At 45.5% G+C, this 19,435-nt stretch carries 19 protein-coding genes and 1 riboswitch; of the genes, 2 read left to right on the forward strand and 17 right to left on the reverse strand.

From position 1 onward, the window contains the following. Nucleotides 1–69: 69 nt before the first annotated feature. The 12 genes from ypeB to NYE68_RS12495 form a co-directional block, all read right to left on the reverse strand. On the reverse strand, nt 70–1,419 hold the full coding sequence (ypeB, locus tag NYE68_RS12440; RefSeq protein WP_007409448.1) for a germination protein YpeB: 1,350 nt from the start codon (nt 1,417–1,419) through the stop codon (nt 70–72). A 24-nt stretch (nt 1,420–1,443) separates the two neighbouring features. Further along, nucleotides 1,444–2,313, reverse strand: a complete 870-nt coding sequence (gene sleB / locus NYE68_RS12445) for a spore cortex-lytic enzyme (RefSeq protein ID WP_064115478.1) — start codon at nt 2,311–2,313, stop codon at nt 1,444–1,446. A gap of 130 nt (nt 2,314–2,443) precedes the next feature. Continuing rightward, a complete protein-coding gene (prsW, locus tag NYE68_RS12450) occupies nt 2,444–3,100 on the reverse strand; it encodes a glutamic-type intramembrane protease PrsW (protein WP_003153415.1) in 657 nt (218 codons plus the stop codon). 96 nt (nt 3,101–3,196) lie between these two features. After that, nucleotides 3,197–4,180, reverse strand: coding sequence for a YpdA family putative bacillithiol disulfide reductase (locus NYE68_RS12455; protein ID WP_015417732.1), 984 nt, complete (start codon nt 4,178–4,180; stop codon nt 3,197–3,199). Between the two features lie 105 nt (nt 4,181–4,285). Beyond that, the gene (gene gudB / locus NYE68_RS12460; protein ID WP_003153413.1) at nt 4,286–5,560 is read right to left on the reverse strand and encodes an NAD-specific glutamate dehydrogenase; all 1,275 of its coding nucleotides are present in this window, start codon (nt 5,558–5,560) and stop codon (nt 4,286–4,288) included. Between the two features lie 160 nt (nt 5,561–5,720). Continuing rightward, nucleotides 5,721–6,305, reverse strand: a complete 585-nt coding sequence (locus tag NYE68_RS12465) for a genetic competence negative regulator (protein WP_003153412.1) — start codon at nt 6,303–6,305, stop codon at nt 5,721–5,723. Between the two features lie 151 nt (nt 6,306–6,456). Then, nucleotides 6,457–7,245 (reverse strand): metallophosphoesterase, encoded by a 789-nt coding sequence (locus tag NYE68_RS12470; protein ID WP_254003270.1) that lies wholly within the window; start codon nt 7,243–7,245, stop codon nt 6,457–6,459. Nucleotides 7,246–7,331: 86 nt separating this feature from the next. Continuing rightward, complete coding sequence (locus NYE68_RS12475; protein ID WP_007409443.1) at nt 7,332–7,790, reverse strand: YpbF family protein; 459 nt, start codon at nt 7,788–7,790, stop codon at nt 7,332–7,334. A 68-nt stretch (nt 7,791–7,858) separates the two neighbouring features. After that, complete coding sequence (locus NYE68_RS12480; RefSeq protein WP_039254669.1) at nt 7,859–8,641, reverse strand: LysM peptidoglycan-binding domain-containing protein; 783 nt, start codon at nt 8,639–8,641, stop codon at nt 7,859–7,861. Beyond that, nucleotides 8,619–9,206 (reverse strand): CPBP family intramembrane glutamic endopeptidase, encoded by a 588-nt coding sequence (locus tag NYE68_RS12485; RefSeq protein ID WP_007409441.1) that lies wholly within the window; start codon nt 9,204–9,206, stop codon nt 8,619–8,621. Before NYE68_RS12485 ends, NYE68_RS12480 begins: the two co-directional genes overlap by 23 nt. Before the next feature lie 14 nt (nt 9,207–9,220). Then, entirely contained in the window at nt 9,221–10,711 is a 1,491-nt protein-coding gene (locus tag NYE68_RS12490) for an ATP-dependent DNA helicase RecQ (protein WP_039254663.1), read from the reverse strand. Beyond that, nucleotides 10,704–11,762 (reverse strand): helix-turn-helix domain-containing protein, encoded by a 1,059-nt coding sequence (locus NYE68_RS12495; protein WP_015417736.1) that lies wholly within the window; start codon nt 11,760–11,762, stop codon nt 10,704–10,706. Before NYE68_RS12495 ends, NYE68_RS12490 begins: the two co-directional genes overlap by 8 nt. A 268-nt stretch (nt 11,763–12,030) precedes the next feature. On the opposite strand from NYE68_RS12495, the gene NYE68_RS12500 reads away from it, so the two are divergent. After that, a complete protein-coding gene (locus tag NYE68_RS12500; protein WP_003153403.1) occupies nt 12,031–12,279 on the forward strand; it encodes a ferredoxin in 249 nt (82 codons plus the stop codon). 141 nt (nt 12,280–12,420) lie between these two features. Here NYE68_RS12500 and NYE68_RS12505 read toward each other — a convergent pair whose 3' ends face one another. Beyond that, the gene (locus NYE68_RS12505) at nt 12,421–12,993 is read right to left on the reverse strand and encodes an ECF transporter S component (RefSeq protein ID WP_015417737.1); all 573 of its coding nucleotides are present in this window, start codon (nt 12,991–12,993) and stop codon (nt 12,421–12,423) included. A 147-nt stretch (nt 12,994–13,140) separates the two neighbouring features. After that, a riboswitch (FMN riboswitch) is annotated at nt 13,141–13,275 on the reverse strand. 206 nt (nt 13,276–13,481) lie between these two features. Between NYE68_RS12505 and serA the strand changes: the two genes are divergently transcribed. Beyond that, entirely contained in the window at nt 13,482–15,059 is a 1,578-nt protein-coding gene (gene serA, locus NYE68_RS12510; RefSeq protein WP_007409437.1) for a phosphoglycerate dehydrogenase, read from the forward strand. A 46-nt stretch (nt 15,060–15,105) separates the two neighbouring features. Here the strand turns inward: serA and NYE68_RS12515 are convergent, their stop codons facing one another. From NYE68_RS12515 to resD, 4 genes are all read right to left on the reverse strand, one after another. After that, on the reverse strand, nt 15,106–16,170 hold the full coding sequence (locus NYE68_RS12515; protein WP_324636963.1) for a sugar dehydratase: 1,065 nt from the start codon (nt 16,168–16,170) through the stop codon (nt 15,106–15,108). Beyond that, nucleotides 16,145–16,729: an RNA polymerase sigma factor SigX gene (gene sigX, locus NYE68_RS12520; protein ID WP_003153399.1), complete on the reverse strand. Its 585-nt coding sequence runs from the start codon at nt 16,727–16,729 to the stop codon at nt 16,145–16,147. The genes NYE68_RS12515 and sigX overlap by 26 nt, the downstream gene beginning before the upstream one ends. 190 nt (nt 16,730–16,919) lie before the next feature. After that, nucleotides 16,920–18,701, reverse strand: a complete 1,782-nt coding sequence (locus tag NYE68_RS12525; protein WP_007409435.1) for an ATP-binding protein — start codon at nt 18,699–18,701, stop codon at nt 16,920–16,922. Beyond that, the gene (gene resD, locus NYE68_RS12530) at nt 18,698–19,420 is read right to left on the reverse strand and encodes a DNA-binding response regulator ResD (protein ID WP_003153397.1); all 723 of its coding nucleotides are present in this window, start codon (nt 19,418–19,420) and stop codon (nt 18,698–18,700) included. The genes NYE68_RS12525 and resD overlap by 4 nt, the downstream gene beginning before the upstream one ends. Nucleotides 19,421–19,435 lie beyond the last annotated feature (15 nt).

Genomic DNA, 19,435 nt, shown 5'->3' on the forward strand with positions numbered 1-19,435 from the left:
TATTTATGCTTTTATTAAAGCATGTAACGAAAAAAAGGAAAAGACTTTTAGTCCTTTCCTCCTTTATTTTTATAGGTCTTTATATATAGGTTCTGCACTTTTTAACTTTTCTATTTTTTCCTCTTTTCCGTCGTCCGCATTAATGAACATTTGATACGTGTCTTTCCCGATCGTTCCGAGCATTTCATAGCAAAGCACTTCCTGACCGAGTTCATTCGTGATCAGCGCCTGCCGGGTCTCCCGCACTTCAACATTTTTATTCAGCTTCGCTTTCGCTTCATCAGCTGACAAAGCGGGAGCCGGAATCGTTCTCGTGCGGTGCGCCGCCAGGTAATCACGCGCGGAAAAACCGACGACTTCACCATCATCCAGCGCCACTTTCATTCGGATGGCTTCCGGATAAATGCGGACATTTTTCTCCACGGGGATAAAAGAAAAGACGCCGATGTTATTATATTGCGCGCTTTCATCAATTTCGAGGCCTTTTGTTTCATATCCATTTTTCTTTAAAAACGCGACGGCCCGGTTAGATGCTTCATTGAGGCTGATCTTTTGTTTCTTCACGGCCCGTTTTTGAATCAAATAGACCGGATGTCCGCCTTTTTGGGTAATATCCATATAGATAAAAGACTTGTTGTCGGCGTCTTTCATGCGGATGCTGTATACGTCCCGATTCGTCTTCCTGCCGCTTTTGACCACTTTAATTGAATAATTATGATCAGGCGCAAACCGTTGTGCGATTTTGACCGCTTCTTTTTCCGTAATTTGTTTTCCTTTCAGATGCGTAAAACCTTTTCGTTCTGTATTTGCTCCCGTAAATGTGGGGCTGATGCTGTCTTCAGAAAAAGCGCCTACATTTTTTTCGACTGTTTTAAAGCTGTCGACGATCGTATTATCGCTTTGTTTTTTGTCAGAAGCGAGCGCCATCTCAACATCCATCCACCGTAAATTTTTGCTCATGACGAGATGCTGAACGCTGCGGAGCTGGTTTTGAATGTTCTCCGCCTGTTTGTACAGGCTGTTCAGCGTTGTATATTCTTTCTTATCAAGCGGTTTTTGGTCTAAATCCCGGACGGATGTTTTATAGCTGAAATCTCCTATGTTGGATAAAAACTCCTCCGTCTTATTAAAAGGCATGAGAGTCAGCGGCAGCTGGCTCACATTGTTATGAGCTTCAGATGTTATTCTCCATACATCAATGAGCGCCGGAGACAGAGATTTTTTACTGTTCATCGCAAGCGTCGTCCCGATTTTGTCGTGAAGCTGATCTACATGGTACGTCAATTCATGAAAAGCCCTCTGATAATTATTTTCCGCATGCAGAAGGACCGCATCTTTTTCCTGATGCTCTTTATATCCCCAGTATCCGGTTGCGGCGATCGCGACACCGAGAACAGCGATAATGATTCCTCTAATCATGTTAACACCTCATTTTGCGTACTTTTACTCACAGAAAATGTGTTTTCCGATTCTTTTTATCTGCGGACGTCCCCAAATCCATTTGCTTGTCGCCGTATCAGGATTGAAATAATAAATTGCGTTTTCAGAAGGATCCCAGCCGTTGATCGCATCAAGAACCGCTTCTTTTGCTCTTTCATTCGGCTGCATATATATTTGGCCGTCGGCAACGGCGGTAAACGCGAGCGGTTCGAAAATGACGCCGGCCACCGTATTCGGAAATAACGGGCTTTTAATACGGTTTAAAATAACCGCGGCGATGGCAACCTGCCCTTCAAACGGCTCACCGCGCGCTTCCCCGTACACAGCCTGTGCCAGAAGATTGATGTCGTTGTTTGAGAAACCGCCAGGCATATTGGCCGCTGTCGTATTTTGCTTTTGATTTGACTGACCGCCTTTATTGTTTTGTGGCTTTTGAGCAGGCTTATTCGTTCCCGCCGGCTTCTGCGTTCCAGCTCTCGGTTTTGTTTGGTTTTCCAATGGGACGTTGCCATAATGAGTGAACGTATTCCCTTTTTGGATCTGCTCCATTACATATTCACGGTAATATTTTGATTTAGAAATCAGCACCTGTTTGGTTTTCGCGCCGACGAGGCCGTCAACCGGTTTCATGCCGAATTTCTCCTGAAAATTTCTCACGGCCCAGTATGTGGTCCAGCCGTAAACACCATCGATTTTCCCGTTATAAAATCCGTTATATTGAAGACGGGCCTGCAATTCTATAACATCATCACCCGTCGCGCCTCTTTGAATCACTTGATTTGAAAACGCATGAACCGTTTCATGATGATCGAAGAAAGCAGCGGCGAAAGAAAATAGAATGAGACATGCCATAAAGGCTCCTTTGCACTTCATCTCTTCAAGCCTCCTACTGCAAAATTTAAAGTGTACCCGTATTGTCTGTCACGAGGTTATTTTTATGCACGTTTCCTTCTTATCCCCTGTCAAGGCATAAAAAAGAAACCGCACGCGACGCGCGGTTTCTTCACACTTGGATCATATTGACGGAGCGTGCTTTTTTTGCCTTTCGCAGCCCGAACCACCATAAAAACAGCATAAACGGCAGCATATAATATACCCAATGATTGAGGGCGGTAAGAATAAAATCGTAAGAACCGTGCAGACATGAAGGCACGGCCAGCGAAATCACAAGCCATTTGACACGGGCTTTTTTCTGCGAAAAGCGGGCTTTTCCGAGATAAAATCCCATAATCACTCCGATCAGCGCATGGCAGGAGACCGGCAGAAGCGCCCTGATGAAAGCATGCTCAACACCGTGGCCGAATAAATACAGAATATTTTCAAGCGTGGCAAATCCTAAAGACACACTGGCCCCGTAAACGATTCCGTCATAATGCTCATCAAAATGAGCATGCGGATACACACTGATCATCAGAACGAACCATTTCACCGATTCTTCCAGAAATCCCGAAGACAAAAACGAAACGAAAAAGCTTCCTCCCCCCACATGCTCTTTTTCAAGAACATATTGGATAAACATGGTCGGAAACACAAGGACAACCCCGAGAAAAAAAGACCTCAGCACCATATGTACGGGTTCATTGTCATACTGATCTTTTAAATAAAAATAGCTTAACAGCGCAATGCCGGGAGCAATTCCTGCAGAGATGATTGCAAACATCAGGCAACCTCTTTCCTTTATATTCCTATATCTATCGTACCATGTTGTTCACATTTTTACATCTTTCAATTTTTTTAAAAAAGAGCATATGAATGATCATATGCTCTCTGCACCCAGCCGTTTTGATATTTCATTTGCGATCAAGCCGCCGTGAAAACGGCCGTTCTCGATAAAAATTTCGTTGGCGTTATTTCCAGCCGCAATGACTCCGGCGATAAAAACACCGTCAACATTTGTTTCCATCGTTTCTTCCCGGAAAAACGGCCGGCCTGATTCCGCATCAATCCGCACACCGATTTTTTCGAGGAAACCGTGATCGGGATGGTATCCCGTCATGGCAAATACGAAATCGTTTTTCAGCCGGACCGTCTCATTTCGGCTGGAGCGGAAAATGATTTCATCTTCCGTCACTTCTTCAAGACAAGCGCCGAATTCCATCCGGATTGTGCCGTTTCTGACGAGGGCCTCAAACTCAGGCAGAATCCACGGCTTGATGCTCGGGGAGTACTCATGTCCTCTGTAGAGCACCGTGACGCGCGCACCGGACTTCACCAGTTCCAAAGCCGCGTCCACACTTGAGTTTTTCCCGCCGATCACAGCAACATCTTTATCAAAATAAGGATGGCCTTCTTTAAAGTAATGAAATACCTTAGGAAGCCCTTCACCCGGTATGTTCATATAATTCGGATGATCATAATATCCTGTCGCAATGATACAAAACGGAGTGAGGTAGCGGTCTTTTGATGTTTCTACAAGAAAACGGCCGTCTTCCTGTTTCGTTACGCGTTCCACCGTTTCAAAGGCGTTTACGCGCAGCTCTTTTCTTCTGACAACCTCTCTGTAGTAAGAGAGAGCCTGTATTCGGACCGGTTTTCTGTTTTCCGTAATAAAGGCGACATCGCCGATCTCCAATTTTTCACTTGAACTGAAAAAAGTTTGGTGGGTCGGATAGTTATAAATGCTGTTTACGACATTCCCTTTTTCGATTACAAGCGCGTTCACGCCAATTTGCTTCAGATGTATAGCCGCCGATAATCCGCAAGGACCTCCGCCTATTATAATTGCTTTTTCTTCTGTCATGTCCTTCAACTCCTGCGATTGGCATTTCCATCATAAGTTTCCACTCATATAAAAAATCTCCTATATTATCATAGGAGATTTTTTTTGTTTATGCAAACGATTGGTTTATATCCAGCCTCTGAAACGCGAAGCCTCCGCCATTTTCCGCACGCCGACCATGTAAGCCGCAAGCCTCATGTCAATCCGGCGGTTTTGGGACATTTCATAAATATTATTAAACGATTTTATCATCATATTTTCCAGTTTTTCCTCGACTTCTTCTTCACTCCAGTAGAAGCCTTGGTTGTTTTGAACCCATTCAAAATAAGAAACCGTTACACCGCCGGCGCTCGCCAGAACATCGGGAACCAGCAGCGTTCCTTTGTCTGTCAGGATTTTCGTTCCTTCCAGTGTCGTCGGTCCGTTTGCCGCTTCTACAACGATTTTCGCTTTGATGCGGTCAGCATTTTCTTCTGTAATTTGGTTTTCGATCGCCGCCGGGACAAGTATATCACAGTCCAGCTCAAGCAGCTCCTGATTCGTAATGGTGTCATTGAAAAGCTTCGTCACCGTTCCGAAGCTGTCTCTGCGGTCAAGCAGATAATCAATATCAAGACCGTCCGGATCGTAAAGGCCTCCGTACGCGTCAGAAATTCCGACAACTTTCGCGCCGGCGTCATGCATAAACTTGGCCAGATAGCTGCCCGCATTTCCGAAACCTTGTACGACGACGCGCGCGTTCTGAATATCGAGACCTTTTTTCTTGGCCGCTTCTTTTATGCAGATGGTGACGCCTTTTGCCGTCGCTGATTCCCTGCCGTGGGACCCGCCGAGTACAAGCGGTTTTCCCGTAATAAAGCCGGGTGAGTTAAATTCATCAATTCTTGAATATTCATCCATCATCCAAGCCATAATCTGCGAGTTTGTAAATACGTCAGGTGCCGGGACGTCTTTAGTCGGTCCGACAATCTGACTGATTGCTCTGACATATCCCCTGCTCAGCCTTTCAAGCTCTCTGAATGACATATTTCTCGGATCACAAACAATTCCGCCTTTACCACCGCCATAAGGAAGATCAATAATTCCGCATTTTAAACTCATCCAGATGGAAAGTGCTTTCACCTCTTTTTCAGTTACATTCGGGTGAAAACGAATGCCGCCTTTTGTCGGACCTACGGAGTCATTGTGCTGCGCACGATAGCCTGTAAATATTTTCACAGACCCGTCATCCATCCGAACAGGAATTTTAACCGTTAATAATCTGAGCGGCTCTTTCAGCAGTTCATACACTTCTTCTGGATACCCCAATTTTTCCAGAGCTTTATGTATTACGGTTTGGGTTGATTTTAATACATCATGTTTGTCTTCTTCATTATGACCGGTGAATCGATCGGCTGCCATTTGAGTTAACCTCCTAAAATCTTCTGTTTCTCTCATGCTCCCTTTCAGTGACTAGTATACACCTTCAATATCTCCGTGCATAGAAGAAAGACAATGATTTTTCCATTATTTCGCTTAAAAAAAGACGGCCGCTGAAAACAGCTGCCGTTTCAAATCTTTTTTATGAAAAATGTTTCTGGATGGTCTCCACAGCATTGCCGTCCATGATGAGTTTTCCGTACTCATGGAGCCTGTAAATCGTAATCGTCGCCGGGTGTCCGTATTCAGCCAGCACCGCGATGACGCCTTCGGCGGAACGGGAGCCGAGGTCTTCAAGGCTTACATAGTATTGGTTCTCATAGTGGTAGACGGTGCCGCCGGTAATCCCGATTCGGTGAAGGCTTCCGGCAAGCTGAATGATATCTTCAAACGAATGGAACTGATAAATAATATCCGGGCTTTCGTCAAGTTTGACCTGCATCTCGATATAATCATCGTCATATTCGTCATCTTCTGCGTCCGCGTCATGATTTTTCGTTACAATCACAACCATGCCTTGTGCCTGAAGAGAATATACTTCCACCGCGATCGGACCATTCGCTTCAAAGCCGAGCTCTGTATTTGCTTCATTCATCATATCTTTAAATAACTGGTGGACTTTAAACGAGTCCTTCCAGAGGTCTTCTTTTGTCAGTCCCCGATCAGTCAGATCGTCGAGGGTTAAAAAGATTTTAATCTTATTATAGTTCAGACGCTCAAGCCGCATAATGTTCCCTCCTGCCTCTTCTTGCACACAAATCATATAACACAGTATATGAATAAATGAATCATAGGTTCTTAATTTGTTATCAGTTTACACCGTGTACAGCGGGAAGACAAGCAGAATGCCGTTTTTTATCACCGCGGCCGGGTTTGTTTCAGGAAGACGGCTCATCCGGTCCGCACAGCGTAATCATATGCGTCTCCGGTTTCGCCCCGAGCCTCAGCGGAACTTTTGTCGTCCCGTAGCCGTTGCTGATCAGGTAATGCGCTTTTTTTACCGTTCCCGTCCCGCCCAATTCGTACGGCCCGAACCGTCCGAAACGGATTTGGCCGCCATGCGTATGGCCGCTGAACACAGCGTCAATTCCGTCTGACTCCCTCATCTGCTCATGGATGTCGGGGTTATGGCAAAGCAGGAGGTTTACTTTGTCAGCATCCGTATATCTGATTGCAGAATCATAATCATCCATCATCATCCTGATATCATCCACGCCGCAGATCGTAACGGTTTCCCCTTTATAAGTAAACTGAACCGATTCATTTCTCAGCGGGATCACTTTGTATGCCCGTAAAAGAGAGAGCAGTTTTTGCTGGCTGACCTCGTAATCGTTATTCCCCCACACATACATGACAGGCGCAAGAGCCGTCAGACGTTTGATGTTTTCTTCAATTCTGGCGTAAGGAACTCCGCCCTCCGCCAAATCACCGCCGAGCAAAACGGCATCCGGCTTATAACCTGCCGCTTCGCGGAGAAGCTTTTCATTAATTAAACGGCGGTGCACGTCAGATATAAAAAAGATGGTGAGCGGCTTCATCCCCTTCATTTTATCAAGCGTAAATGTATGTGTTTTCAGATGGCTGCCGTTTGCCGTTTTGTACATAACGGCCGCCATAACCGCAGCCGCTCCCGCCAATGAGCCGAGAATTCCCGCTGTAAGCTTCATAAACGCACTCTCCATTCTGTCATTGTCTTATATTAGACGGACAAACAAAAAAAGACGTTTCTATCCTTTCCGGAAAACGCCTCATTTTATTTGCTTTCAAAATAAAGATTGATATCATACCGATGTTTCATCAAGTGAAAAACAGATTCTCTCGCCCTCCATTTTTCAGGCTGGGGCCATAAATCCGTGCTTTTTTGGATAATTTCACATCTCAGTTTATGAAATTCACCCTCAGCTTTTTCTTCCTTTTTTTTAAAATAATAAGAAGTGCAATACGCAAAAGCGGAAGCCATAATCCAGCACAAGTAAACCGTATGGCCTAATATTTCCTGCAGAATCAGCTGCGGAGAGGCTTGGGGGGCATTAAAGCTTTTAAACATCAGCAGTATGCACATCAGGGAAAAACAAACGAGGGACGCCCACTGCCATCTTCGGCATTGTGCGGCATAATTTTCGTATTTTAATTTCCGTTTCACCAGCGCCTGAAGCATCTGTTTCGTCGGTCCGTCAGCAAATCGGTCTAATTGCTTCCATAAAGAATCCATGCGCTTCACACCTTGTCCGTTTTCATTGGTACACTATATGAAAAACGCGGTGAAAACATGCATTTATTTTAATCAGACAGCGGAATGTTCAGAACCTGGCCGGTGTACACGTCGTTTCCGTTTAATCCGTTGTAGCTGCGGATTTTTTCTTCGCCCGCCCGGCTTTTATAGTATTTCATTGAAATACGGTAAAGCGTTTCTTTCGGCTGTACAGTATGCTGTACGGTCCGCACTTTTTTTGGGACAGTCCCGGCTTGATCACTCGCCTCAGCCGGAGCCGCTTTTTCACGGACAGCCGGCGGAGACTGCTGTTTTGTCTCCGCGTATTCGGTGTCTGTCGGCTTTACTTGTTTTTCTGAGGGCGTTTCCGTTTTTTTAGGTGTTTTTTCACTTGGTTTTTCACTTGGTTTTTCTTTCGTTTTTTCAGGTGCAGCCGCTTCTTTCTTATCTTTGTCGTCAGACTTTTTTTTCGGTTGTTCTAAAAGAGCGGTTTCTGACGTTTTTTTCTGAGCGCCTTTCGGAATAACGGCAGGCGCGCTTTCACTGTGGTCTATGAAGACATCTTCATAGTCCTTCGGGTCAAATCTGCTGCTGTTCGTCATATAAAGAAGACCGAAAAAGACACCGATTGTTACGATAATGAACAGGACGGTCAGAAAAGTGAACAGCGGCGTTTTTGTTTTGGTTTTTTCCTTCACCTGCTCTTCCTTTTTTTTACGCTCCTCTTTTACAGATTGTCTTGTCGGGAGGCTGTCTTCAAGATATTCAATTTGTTCATCCGCGGCCGCGGCAACCTGCTGCTCGGCACGCAGCTGAGCTTTTCTTCTTTCAACTCTTGACATTTCCGTCATGCAAACCCCTCCTAACATATTGAAAACGGATCTGACAGGCAAATACCGCATCAATAATAAAATGCGCTGTAACCGGAACGAATAAATTGCCGGTCCATTCATAGATAAGCCCCAGCAAAAGACTGATACCCGCAACCATCATAAACAGAAGCCACTTCGCCAAGTATCTGAAATGAAGCACGGTAAAAATGAAGCTGGCGGCCCATAAGCCGATATGTGTCTGCAGAACGCCTCTGAACAAAATCTCTTCGCTGAACGAAATGAGGAGCGTCAAAAACAAAATGTGCAGCACCGGCCTGTTCTTAAAAAGCAATACATTAATGCCGCCGTCATCATATAAATGCGAAGGACACCATTTCATCACCGCCAGATCGGCAAAAATGACAAGGACGGCAAGAGTTACACCGTACCATATGATATTATCGTCACGTATATGCCACAGCTTTAAAAAATCGTGAATGTCGGTAAAAAAGAAAAAGCCGATAACAGCTGAAACCGCCAATATGAGCAATTGGGTGGCATACAGCTGCATCACAATCTCCCGGTCTGAGAGCTGCCGGATCAATTCGCTTTGCCGTCTCAGCTGAACTCACCCGCAGACTCTGATCCGAAAATCCGGCCTAATTCCAGCTTCCAATCTTCAAACCGTTCCATATTTTTACGTTCTCCTTTTTGCTCGTACGGAGCCAGATCAAGTCCGCAGCTGCTGCAGCATTGTCCGGTTTGACCATCAGGCTCATACGGTTCATCAAAATAAGACAGCAGCGCTTCTCTTATACATTCTTTCCGCTCTAATAACGCCGAAAAACGATTCATTTTACGCAGCTTCTTTTCCACGCGGTATGTCAGTTCTTCCTGCAGCTGGTCTTTTGTGGTTTTTCCTTGCAGAAACAGATGGACGGCCGTTCGCGCCTGTGTTTCCTGGACGCCCTTATTGATCAGAACGTCCCGAAGCTTTCGTTCATCACTCGTACCGGCATCCCGTATGACGGCCAGAATGCCTTCCAGGTCATAATCAGACAGGCTTTCTGTCTGAATAATCTGCTGCTGAAGCTCGGTATCGCCGGGCGCCCTCAGCAAAATACTGACACTCGGGCTGCCGTCGCGTCCCGCTCTGCCGATTTCCTGCATAAAGGCCTCGGCCGTTTGGGGAGGATAAAAGTGAATGACAAAGCGGATATCTGACTTATCCACACCCATGCCGAACGCATTGGTGCAGCAGATGCAATCAAGCTGGTTATGGATAAATTGCTGCTGGATTAAAATCCTGTCGCCTGTATCCATTCCGCCGTGATAATAATCCGTCCGCTTTCCCGTTTTTTCGTTCAGCTCAGCCGCAAGCTCTTCCGCCCATTTTCTGGTCGGACAATATATGATACCCGGGCCTTCAAGCTTTTCGGCAAGCTCCGTGAGCCTGCTTATTTTTTCGGTATTATCAGCCAAATGTTCTGCCGCCAGGAGAATGTTCGGCCGGTTGACTGAATAAAGATGACGCACCGCATGCTCAAGTCCGAGCACATCCGTCACGTCTCTGAGCGTTTCTTTTGTCGCTGTTGCGGTCAGCGCCAATACAGGCGGCTTTCCGAGTGCCTGCCTGAAAGGCCCGAGCTTCGAGTAATCAGGCCTGAAATCATGTCCCCATTCTGATATGCAATGAGCCTCATCAATAACAAATAAACTGACCGGGACATTTTTCAAACGGTTCAGCACATAAGGTGAAGAAAGGGCTTCAGGAGACATATAGAGAAATTTATACCGGCTGATGTTGCTGAGGATAAAATGCCGCTCTGCGGAATTCAGCATGCTGTTTAATGCAGCAACCCGCTTTTCTCCTTTCGCTTTCAGCTGCTGCACCTGATCTTCCATTAATGAAAGGAGCGGCGAAATAATCAGCACCAGCCCGTCCATCATGTAACCCGGGAGCTGATAGCATAATGATTTTCCCCCGCCGGTCGGAAGCATGGCGATCGTATCTTTTTTTTGGAGCACGCTAGTCATAATCTCTTCCTGCCCTTTTTTAAAGGAATGCAAACCAAAATACCTGGATAAAGCTTTATGCAGCTCAGTCATGCTGATTCACCGTCTTTGCCAGCGCCAGCCTGATCTGAAAATAGCTGAAGCGCATCTGCATTCCTTCGCGAATCCGTTTAATTTTATTCGTTTGATGCTGTTTTGCAAATGCCGTTATCATACGCTGTTCCTCTTCAGAAAGATACTGTTCTGTAAAAAATGCAGGCTGATGCAATGATATTTCTACGATATGATCTTCGATTGTGGCGGTTTTTAAATTTCTGACCGCGGCGATCCGTTCAATCGGAAACCCTTTTTCCAACAGCTCAAAGGTTTTTCTGGCAGACTGTGTCAGCGCGCTTTCCGCCTGCAGATCGGACAACAGCTCGCGCAGAGCGGGATATGCACATTGCGGAAGCGATTGAATAACATAATGTACCGCTCCCCAAAACTGGACGGACACATACCATTCATCTTCGTTCAGCTGGAGAGCCAGCTGCTTATTCGTTTTGCCGATTCTGTTGAATGAAGTTAAAGAATAGACAAAAATAAGCGCCTGCCGTTCACTTACGCCTTGCAGAAGGTGAAACAGCGTCTCATGCATTTGGACGGAGAGCTCTTTAGCGTCTATGTTTTTCCGCATGAACCGTTTGACCCATCTCAGCGTCTGCACATCGTTGGTAACCGGGATATATTGATTACATTGATGCTCTTTGTTTGACAGGACTTGAATGAGCAGGGAAAGCCGCCTCCACAGGGTAACAGCAGGCGTTTGATAATTCGCGCCGTGGCAGTGCTTCGGCCAAGGCCGCTCGGCAAACGCCCGTTCAAGCTTTTGAACGCCGCGCGCAGTCACTTTCCACGTTCCCTCTTCTTTTCCGGCTGTAATGTATGAGTTCTCGGTGAGTTTATGCAAAGAAGCCGCAATATCGCCGCGTTCACAATGTGAAGCCATGCCGAAATATTTAGCGATCTGAAATAAGCCGGCATCCTGAATGGTTTGAGACGACTTTTTTCCTTTTAATAAATGAAACACAGCACTCGGAGTCCGTTCGCCGTCTATTTTGTCCAGACAGTCGAGAACCACGGTATCAAAGTAGTTTATCGCCAATCTAAACACACCTACATTTCTTCTGTGACAAGTTTCGTTTTTTGGTTCTTTTTATTTTAACAGATTTTCATATAAATTTGACGTTTAAAGTCATCTTTTAGGGGGAAGTGCTAAAGAGAATCCCTTATGTGATAAGCATTCTCAATCATTTTTCTGTTGAAATTTGACACTAACATCATTACAATAAGTAAGAGGAATAGGTGTTATATTTAAAAATATATAAGGTAAACCATTTGTTCCAACACGAACAATCTGGGAGGTTTTATTCATGGCAAAGTACACAATTGTAGATAAAGATACGTGTATTGCATGCGGCGCCTGCGGAGCTGCGGCACCAGACATTTATGATTATGATGATGAAGGCATTGCGTTCGTTACGCTTGACGAAAATAAAGGCGTCGTCGAAGTTCCGGAAGTTCTGGAAGAAGATATGATTGACGCATTTGAAGGATGCCCTACTGATTCAATCAAAGTTGCGGATGAACCATTCGAAGGCGACCCGCTGAAATACGAATAAAAAAGCCCTCCCCGTGAGAGGAGCTTTTTCGTCCTGAATAAGACTCCGGCTGTTATCGGCCGGAGTCTTATTTTTTTTGCGTGATCAAACAATCAAAAAAGCGCCCGGTCTGTGTTTTACAGAGCGGGCGCTTTGGAGTGGTTATTGTGTCTGAATGCTGCGTTTTTGTTCAATCCAAGGTTTCAGCTTCGTAAAGATGAACGTAAAGACGATGGTGATGATAACGCCTTTTACAATGTTAAACGGCAGGATTCCTGCCACAACCGCCGTTTTTAACTGGCTGTTTGACAGTGCCGGTGAATGTAAAAACCAAGTATACGCGGGCAGGATAAGAATATAGTTCAAAATGCTCATCAATACGGTCATCGCCGCGGTTCCGGCCAGCAGGCTCACTGCAAGCCCTTTTGTCGAATTGAGCTTTTTAAACATAAACGCCGTCGGCAGAATAAACAGCGTTCCCGCGATAAAATTGGCTGCCTGCCCGACAGGCACGCCGGCCATGCTTCCTTGAATGATATACTGCAGAATATTTTTAATCGCTTCAACCGCAATTCCCGCCGCAGGCCCGTAAACCAAAATGGCGATAATTGCAGGAACGTCACTGAAATCAATTTTCAAATAATCCGGCAGACCCGGAAACGGGAAATTTAACAGCATAAGCACAAAAGCAATACTGCTAAGCATACTGATGACAACTAATTTTTTTACTTTCACAATGCTCTCTCCTTTTCGATCAAATCTCTCGAAAAGAGGAAAGGTTCTTTTGCGCCCCAATAAAAAAACCGCTTTTGTTAAAAAGCGGGAGCTTACTAAGGCTTGGCAAAGAAACGTTTGATATAAGCATCAAAACGTCTGCTGAACCTCCATCTTCTCCCATCCAGACTATACTGTCGGCTCCGGAATTTCACCGGATCCTGCCGCCGAAGCAGCTCGCGGGCTTAGAGCATGATGCTCATCACCGCCGGTAGGGAATTTCACCCTGCCCCGAAGATTGATCTTATGAATTTATTCACATTATATATGATCAAGTTGCAATTGTATAGAGAACTGCTCAAATTTAAATAAAATATTGGGGAAGCCCAATTTAAGCTGATTCAGCGGTTTCCTTTTCTCCTTTACTGCGTCAATACACATTGACACTCTATTGAGAATATGATAAATTATCAGATATTTAGTCAGCTAAACTAGGAGGAAATCTAACAATGTTTCGAGTTTTGGTCTCAGATAAGATGAGCAATGACGGCTTAAAGCCGCTGATGGAATCAGACTTTATAGAAATTGTTCAAAAAAACGTCGCGGATGCAGAAGATGAATTACATACCTTTGATGCCCTGTTAGTCCGCAGTGCCACGAAAGTAACCGAAGAATTGTTTAAAAAAATGACCTCTTTAAAAATCGTCGGCAGAGCCGGTGTCGGCGTAGACAACATCGACATCGATGAGGCCACAAAACATGGGGTTATCGTGATAAACGCGCCGAATGGAAACACCATTTCAACGGCAGAGCATACATTCGCGATGATTTCTTCATTAATGAGACACATTCCGCAAGCCAATATCTCAGTAAAATCAAGAGAATGGAACCGGACGGCTTTTGTCGGGGCGGAGCTCTACGGAAAGACTTTAGGCATTGTCGGTCTGGGCCGGATCGGAAGCGAGATTGCCCAGCGCGCCAGAGCGTTCGGTATGACGGTTCATGTATTCGATCCTTTCTTAACCGAAGAGAGAGCCGGCAAAATCGGCGTAAACAGCCGGACATTCGAAGAAGTGCTTGAAAGCGCGGATATCATTACCGTCCACACGCCTTTAACAAAGGAAACAAAAGGTCTGCTTAACAGAGAAACCATTGCCAAAACGAAAAAAGGCGTCCGTCTTATCAACTGCGCAAGAGGCGGCATTATTGATGAAGCGGCGCTTTTGGAAGCGCTGGAAAGCGGCCATGTCGCAGGCGCTGCCCTTGACGTATTTGAAGTGGAACCGCCAGTTGAATCAAAGCTTCCCGACCATCCGCTGGTGATCGCCACACCTCACTTAGGCGCTTCAACGAAAGAAGCACAGCTGAATGTCGCGGCACAGGTTTCTGAAGAAGTGCTGCAGTTTGCAAAAGGTCTGCCTGTCATGTCAGCGATCAACCTGCCTGCGATGACGAAAGATGAATTCAAAAAAATCCAGCCTTATCACCAAATTGCCGATAAAATCGGAAGTCTCGTGTCACAATGTATGAAGGAACCCGTCAAAGATGTTGCGATTCAATATGAAGGCACCATCGCCAAACTTGAAACATCATTTATTACAAAAAGCCTGCTGTCCGGTTTCTTAAAACCGCGTGTAGACTCAACGGTCAATGAAGTGAACGCCGGCGGTGTAGCAAAAGAACGCGGAATCAGCTTCAGCGAGAAGATTTCCTCCAATGAATCAGGATATGATAACTGCATCAGCGTAAAAGTAACCGGAGACCGGAGCACATTTACGTTAACGGCTACGTATATCCCTCACTTCGGTGAACGAATCGTTGAACTGAACGGCTTTAATATTGACTTAAATCCTGCCGGCCACCTCGTTTATATCCAGCACCAGGATACGACCGGTGTAATCGGACGCGTAGGACGCATCCTCGGCGATAACGATATCAATATCGCTACCATGCAGGTAGGCCGTAAAGAAAAAGGCGGAGAAGCCATTATGATGCTTTCTTTTGATAAACATTTAGATGATAAAGTCGTCAATGAGCTGACTTCAATTCAGGATATTGTTTCCGTTAAACTGATTGACCTTCCGTAACCAACAAAAAACCCAAAACATTCATATGTTTTGGGTTTTTTTACGTTTAATGGCTTGGAAGCGGATTAGGCGCGGCAGGCACAGCGATAGGTTTTGTCACATCATAATTACCGATTTTCTTTGTATGCGCATGTGTGAACAGCACCTCAGAATAACCGAATTCCTTCGCAGTTAACAGAAGCCCTTCGATCATTAAAATCCCTTCCAGCGAATCTTCAACCTTATGTTTTTCGGACAATTGAATCCGCAGCTGCTCGCCGTCTTCCCTTTCCGATACCGATGCAATCGCATCGGCTTCTATAATGCTCGCGGTCTGTGAGCCTCCGTCTGTTGTCTTCATCCCGTCAATAGCCTGATATACTGAATAATAGGTTTGTTCAGACGGGATGAGGTACTCTTGTCCCAGACTGTCGCTGTAAGAAAAATACGCCCGGTTTGTCTGTTTATGTACGGACATCTCAGCGGAAATGCCGTAAGATTTATAAAAATCCTGTCCGGCTCCGTTTTGAACCTTTTTCAATTTAATCCGCTCGTAAGGACTCCATGTCAAAGTCTCTTTCAGCATCTTTTTCAATAAGTCAGCATCGGCAACTGATTCGATAGAAAGCCGTCCGTTTACCTGCACAAGCAAATCCTTCTTATCCGCCGTTACCTGCACACCTTCCAAAAGGTTCGGCACAGACAGGAAGGATTCGGGCACTTCTAGGTTTTCTGCTTCGGATAAAGCCTCTGATACCGATTCATCCGGCTTCTTTTTTTCAAAACTGACCGGTATGACGGCGGATGTATCTGAATCGGCAAACGCCAAAGTAATGTAATTGTTTTTGTTTTCGTTAGAAACGACAAACGTCTTCTGATCCGGCGGCTTGACAGAAGCTGACTGACTGGCTTTTTCAGTCTGGCGGCTGTCAGCGGTAAGATCACCGAAAGATTTGTTTGTCATCAGGTGAGGAGATATAATCAGAGCGATGCACAATGCGCAGACGCCGGCTGCGGCGGGGCCGATCCAGCTTCGGGCCGGTTTTTTCCTGTACGGTTTACCCGTTTCAATATTCCGGTAAATGGCCTCGGGTGAACGATGATCTCTAACCGCCGGAAGTTGTCTTAACAACTCCTCTACTCTTTCTTCGTTCCAATATGACTTCATCATCCATTAGCTCCTCCCTCAAAAGCTCCATCTGTTTCCGAAGTATTTTGAGCCCTCTGTGTTGGGTCGTTTTGACTTTGCTTTCCGAGAAGCGGAGAGCGGCGGCTGTTTCCTGAATGGAATATCCCTGAATAAATCTCAAGATAATAACAGCTCTTTGATCAATAGTGCAATGATCAAGCGCGGTATATATTTCCCGGACGTTTTCATGCTGTACGGCGAGTTCGTCCGGAAGCAAATGCTGATCTCTGACATCTTGTGTATCCCAATCAAACGTACCCATAATACGCTGTCTGATCGTCTGCTGCTTGCGGAACCAGTCAATCGCCACATGGCGTGCGATGGATAACAGCCATGTTTTTTCACTGCTTCTTCCTTCAAATGTATGATAGGAATTCAAGACGCGGATATACACTTCCTGCGTCAAATCTTCAGCCTGCGACTTATCTTTTACCATATAAAATAAAAATTGATATAAATCTTGATGGTATGCATCATATAATATCTGAAAGGTTTCTTCCATGGGAAACCCCTCCGTTCACTTTTTTGTCGTAAAAATGCGTTGAAAAGTTACATTACAACTATATTACGAGAAACTGGAATTTGGAAGGGAATTTATATTAACATATTCTTAAATTTTTAAAGGAGAAACAAATAAAAAACACCCGCAGAACATGCGGGTGTTTCGTATGGAACAAGATTGTTCGTCAATTTCAGACGTCATCCTGCACTTTTGTCGGAATATAAAATGTAAACGTCGTCCCTTTGTCGATGCTGCTGTGAACCGCAATTGAGCCGCCGTGGGCTTCCACGATATTTTTTACGATGGCGAGCCCGAGTCCGGTTCCCGCCCTGCCTCTTGTTCTTGCTTTGTCCGCTTTATAAAAACGTTCAAAAATAAAAGGCAGGTCCTCTTCCGGTATACCAGAGCCGGAATCTTTGATATCGATCTTCAGTCCGTCTTTTACGGTCTGAGCCGCGATATGAACGCTTCCGCCTGACTCCGTATGGCGCAGCGCATTATCTATAAGGTTGGTAAACACCTGTTCCATTTTGTCTTCATCAAAGACACACTCCGGCTGAGACACTGAGATGTCCTCTGTGAGCGAAACGCCTTTTTCCTTCGCTACCCCGGAAAATTTGCGGGAGATCTTCTCCAGAAATTCATGCAGGTTTACCGTTTCATAGTGCAGGCCCGTATGTCCGGATTCCATTCTGGCCAAATCCAGCAAATCATTAACGAGCCGGCCCATGCGAAGAGATTCATCATAAATGATCTGTGCGATTTCTTTTTTCTCCTCTTCGGTGCTTGCAATGTCGTCCACTATTGCTTCGCTGTATCCCTGCAGCATAGAAATCGGGGTTCTGAGCTCATGACTGACATTGGCAATGAAGTCTTCACGCAATTTATCCAGCCTGCGCTCTTCGGTCATATCACGGAGCACGGCCACGGCGCCGCGGACGTGTGATTCCGCATAAAGAGGCGACATCAATAAAACCCATGACCTTCCTTGAAGCGTCATTTCAATCATTTGCTCTTTTTCCGTGTTCACTGCATTTTGAAATAGCTCTTTTGCTTCAGGGGGAAGGTTGTCTCCTTCTTTAATGTTCATGTTCTGCTCATAATACCATGCCTGCAGAAAACGTTCGGCCGGCGGGTTGGTCACCAAAATGGTGCCGTCGATATTAATGGTGATGACCCCGTCTGCCATACTGCTTAAAATATTGGACAGCTGTTCTTTTTCCTGATTCAGCGCGTTAATATGGAAATTGAGCTGCCGTCCCATCTGATTAAAGGCAATGGCCAGTTCCCCGATTTCATCTTGGGTCAGAATCGGAATTTTTGTATCAAACTTTCCTTTCGCCAAGTCTTGGGCGCCTTCCCGCATTTTCCGAAGGGGATATGTCACCCTGCTGGATAAAAAGAACGCGAAAAACGTTGTCAAGACGATGGCAATGCCCGCCGCAAGAAAAATATAGCGTGTCGTATGTTTCGTCGTATCTTTGACGGCAAGCAGCGATTGGGATAAAAAGACCATGCCTTTTTTGCCGTCTTTTTCATACGGCACTCCGACGATCAGCCGTTCGTTATCCGAACCGGCATTGTTGGGGACCGCGCGTTTGCTTACTTTTTTGCGGTCTGTCAGCGCCTTGTGCAGATCCCGGTCATGTTTGATCTGCTCTAATGTAATAGAGGATAAATGATTATCGTCATTGGGCGAATACCAGACATGCTTATCATCCTGAATGATCGCGATGCTCGTTAAATTGTCCGCCAGTTCCCACGTGATGGATCTGGCAAGCGGCTGGTCTTCATGATTTTCTATTATGACCGCAATTTTGTCGGCAAGCTGCGTTAAATCTTTTTCCGCTTCTTCAACGTGGTAATTTTCTATAAATTCCAGAAGCAGCACCGTTAATATAAATAAAACAATTAACACGAGTGAAAGAATGGTAAACCAAAGCTTACCTACTACGCTTTTCCAAAACTTCATTCAGCGCCTACCTCAAATTTGTATCCGACTCCCCATACGGTAACGATTTTTTTCGCCGCTCCCGGGGACACTTTATTTAATTTTTCACGGAGCCGTTTGACATGGGTGTCCACCGTTCTGAGGTCTCCGAAAAATTCATACTGCCACACTTCTTTTAAAAGCTTTTCCCTGTCGTACACTTTGTCCGGTGTTTTCGCCAGAAAGTACAGCAGTTCATATTCCTTCGGCGTCAGGCTCACCTCCGTGCCGTCCGCAGTCACCCTGTGAGCATCGTGATCAATGGATAGATGCGAAAAGACGAGCACATTTTTTGTCGGGGTATTTGCTGTCAGATAAGATGTTTGGGAAGCCCTTCTTAAAAGCGCCTTTACCCGAAGCACCACTTCTCTCGGGCTGAAAGGCTTGACGATATAATCGTCCGTACCCGCTTCAAACCCCTGGACGCGGTTGGCTTCTTCCCCTTTTGCCGTCAGCATGATAATCGGCGTCGCTTTTTTTTCTCTGAGCTGCCGGCATACTTCGATTCCGTCCGTTCCCGGCATCATTAAATCCAAGAGCACCAGATCATAATCTGATGCCAGCCCCATTTTAATGGCCTCGTCGCCGTTTTCCGCTTCTTCAATCACATAGTTTTCCCGTTCAAGGTACATTCTTAAAAGGCGTCGAATTCTGGCTTCATCATCTACTACTAATATTTTAGTTTCATTTGTTTGATCCATCGTTTTCCCCCTGCT

The organism is Bacillus sp. FSL R5-0447 (assembly GCF_038606125.1).
In the GTDB taxonomy this organism is placed as follows: Bacteria; Bacillota; Bacilli; order Bacillales; family Bacillaceae; genus Bacillus; species Bacillus velezensis.

Coding starts and splice junctions, on each gene's coding strand:
- NYE68_RS12480 (WP_039254669.1), bottom strand. CDS start 8,641: ATGACGGAAATGTCAAGAGTTGAAAGAAGAAAAGCTCAGCTGCGTGCC.
- NYE68_RS12455 (WP_015417732.1), bottom strand. CDS start 4,180: ATGACAGAAGAAAAAGCAATTATAATAGGCGGAGGTCCTTGCGGATTA.
- serA (WP_007409437.1), top strand. CDS start 13,482: ATGTTTCGAGTTTTGGTCTCAGATAAGATGAGCAATGACGGCTTAAAG.
- prsW (WP_003153415.1), bottom strand. CDS start 3,100: ATGTTTGCAATCATCTCTGCAGGAATTGCTCCCGGCATTGCGCTGTTA.
- sleB (WP_064115478.1), bottom strand. CDS start 2,313: ATGAAGTGCAAAGGAGCCTTTATGGCATGTCTCATTCTATTTTCTTTC.
- NYE68_RS12465 (WP_003153412.1), bottom strand. CDS start 6,305: ATGCGGCTTGAGCGTCTGAACTATAATAAGATTAAAATCTTTTTAACC.
- NYE68_RS12470 (WP_254003270.1), bottom strand. CDS start 7,245: ATGAAGCTTACAGCGGGAATTCTCGGCTCATTGGCGGGAGCGGCTGCG.
- NYE68_RS12490 (WP_039254663.1), bottom strand. CDS start 10,711: ATGACTGAGCTGCATAAAGCTTTATCCAGGTATTTTGGTTTGCATTCC.
- gudB (WP_003153413.1), bottom strand. CDS start 5,560: ATGGCAGCCGATCGATTCACCGGTCATAATGAAGAAGACAAACATGAT.
- ypeB (WP_007409448.1), bottom strand. CDS start 1,419: ATGATTAGAGGAATCATTATCGCTGTTCTCGGTGTCGCGATCGCCGCA.
- NYE68_RS12525 (WP_007409435.1), bottom strand. CDS start 18,701: ATGAAGTTTTGGAAAAGCGTAGTAGGTAAGCTTTGGTTTACCATTCTT.
- NYE68_RS12500 (WP_003153403.1), top strand. CDS start 12,031: ATGGCAAAGTACACAATTGTAGATAAAGATACGTGTATTGCATGCGGC.
- sigX (WP_003153399.1), bottom strand. CDS start 16,729: ATGGAAGAAACCTTTCAGATATTATATGATGCATACCATCAAGATTTA.
- NYE68_RS12475 (WP_007409443.1), bottom strand. CDS start 7,790: ATGGATTCTTTATGGAAGCAATTAGACCGATTTGCTGACGGACCGACG.
- resD (WP_003153397.1), bottom strand. CDS start 19,420: ATGGATCAAACAAATGAAACTAAAATATTAGTAGTAGATGATGAAGCC.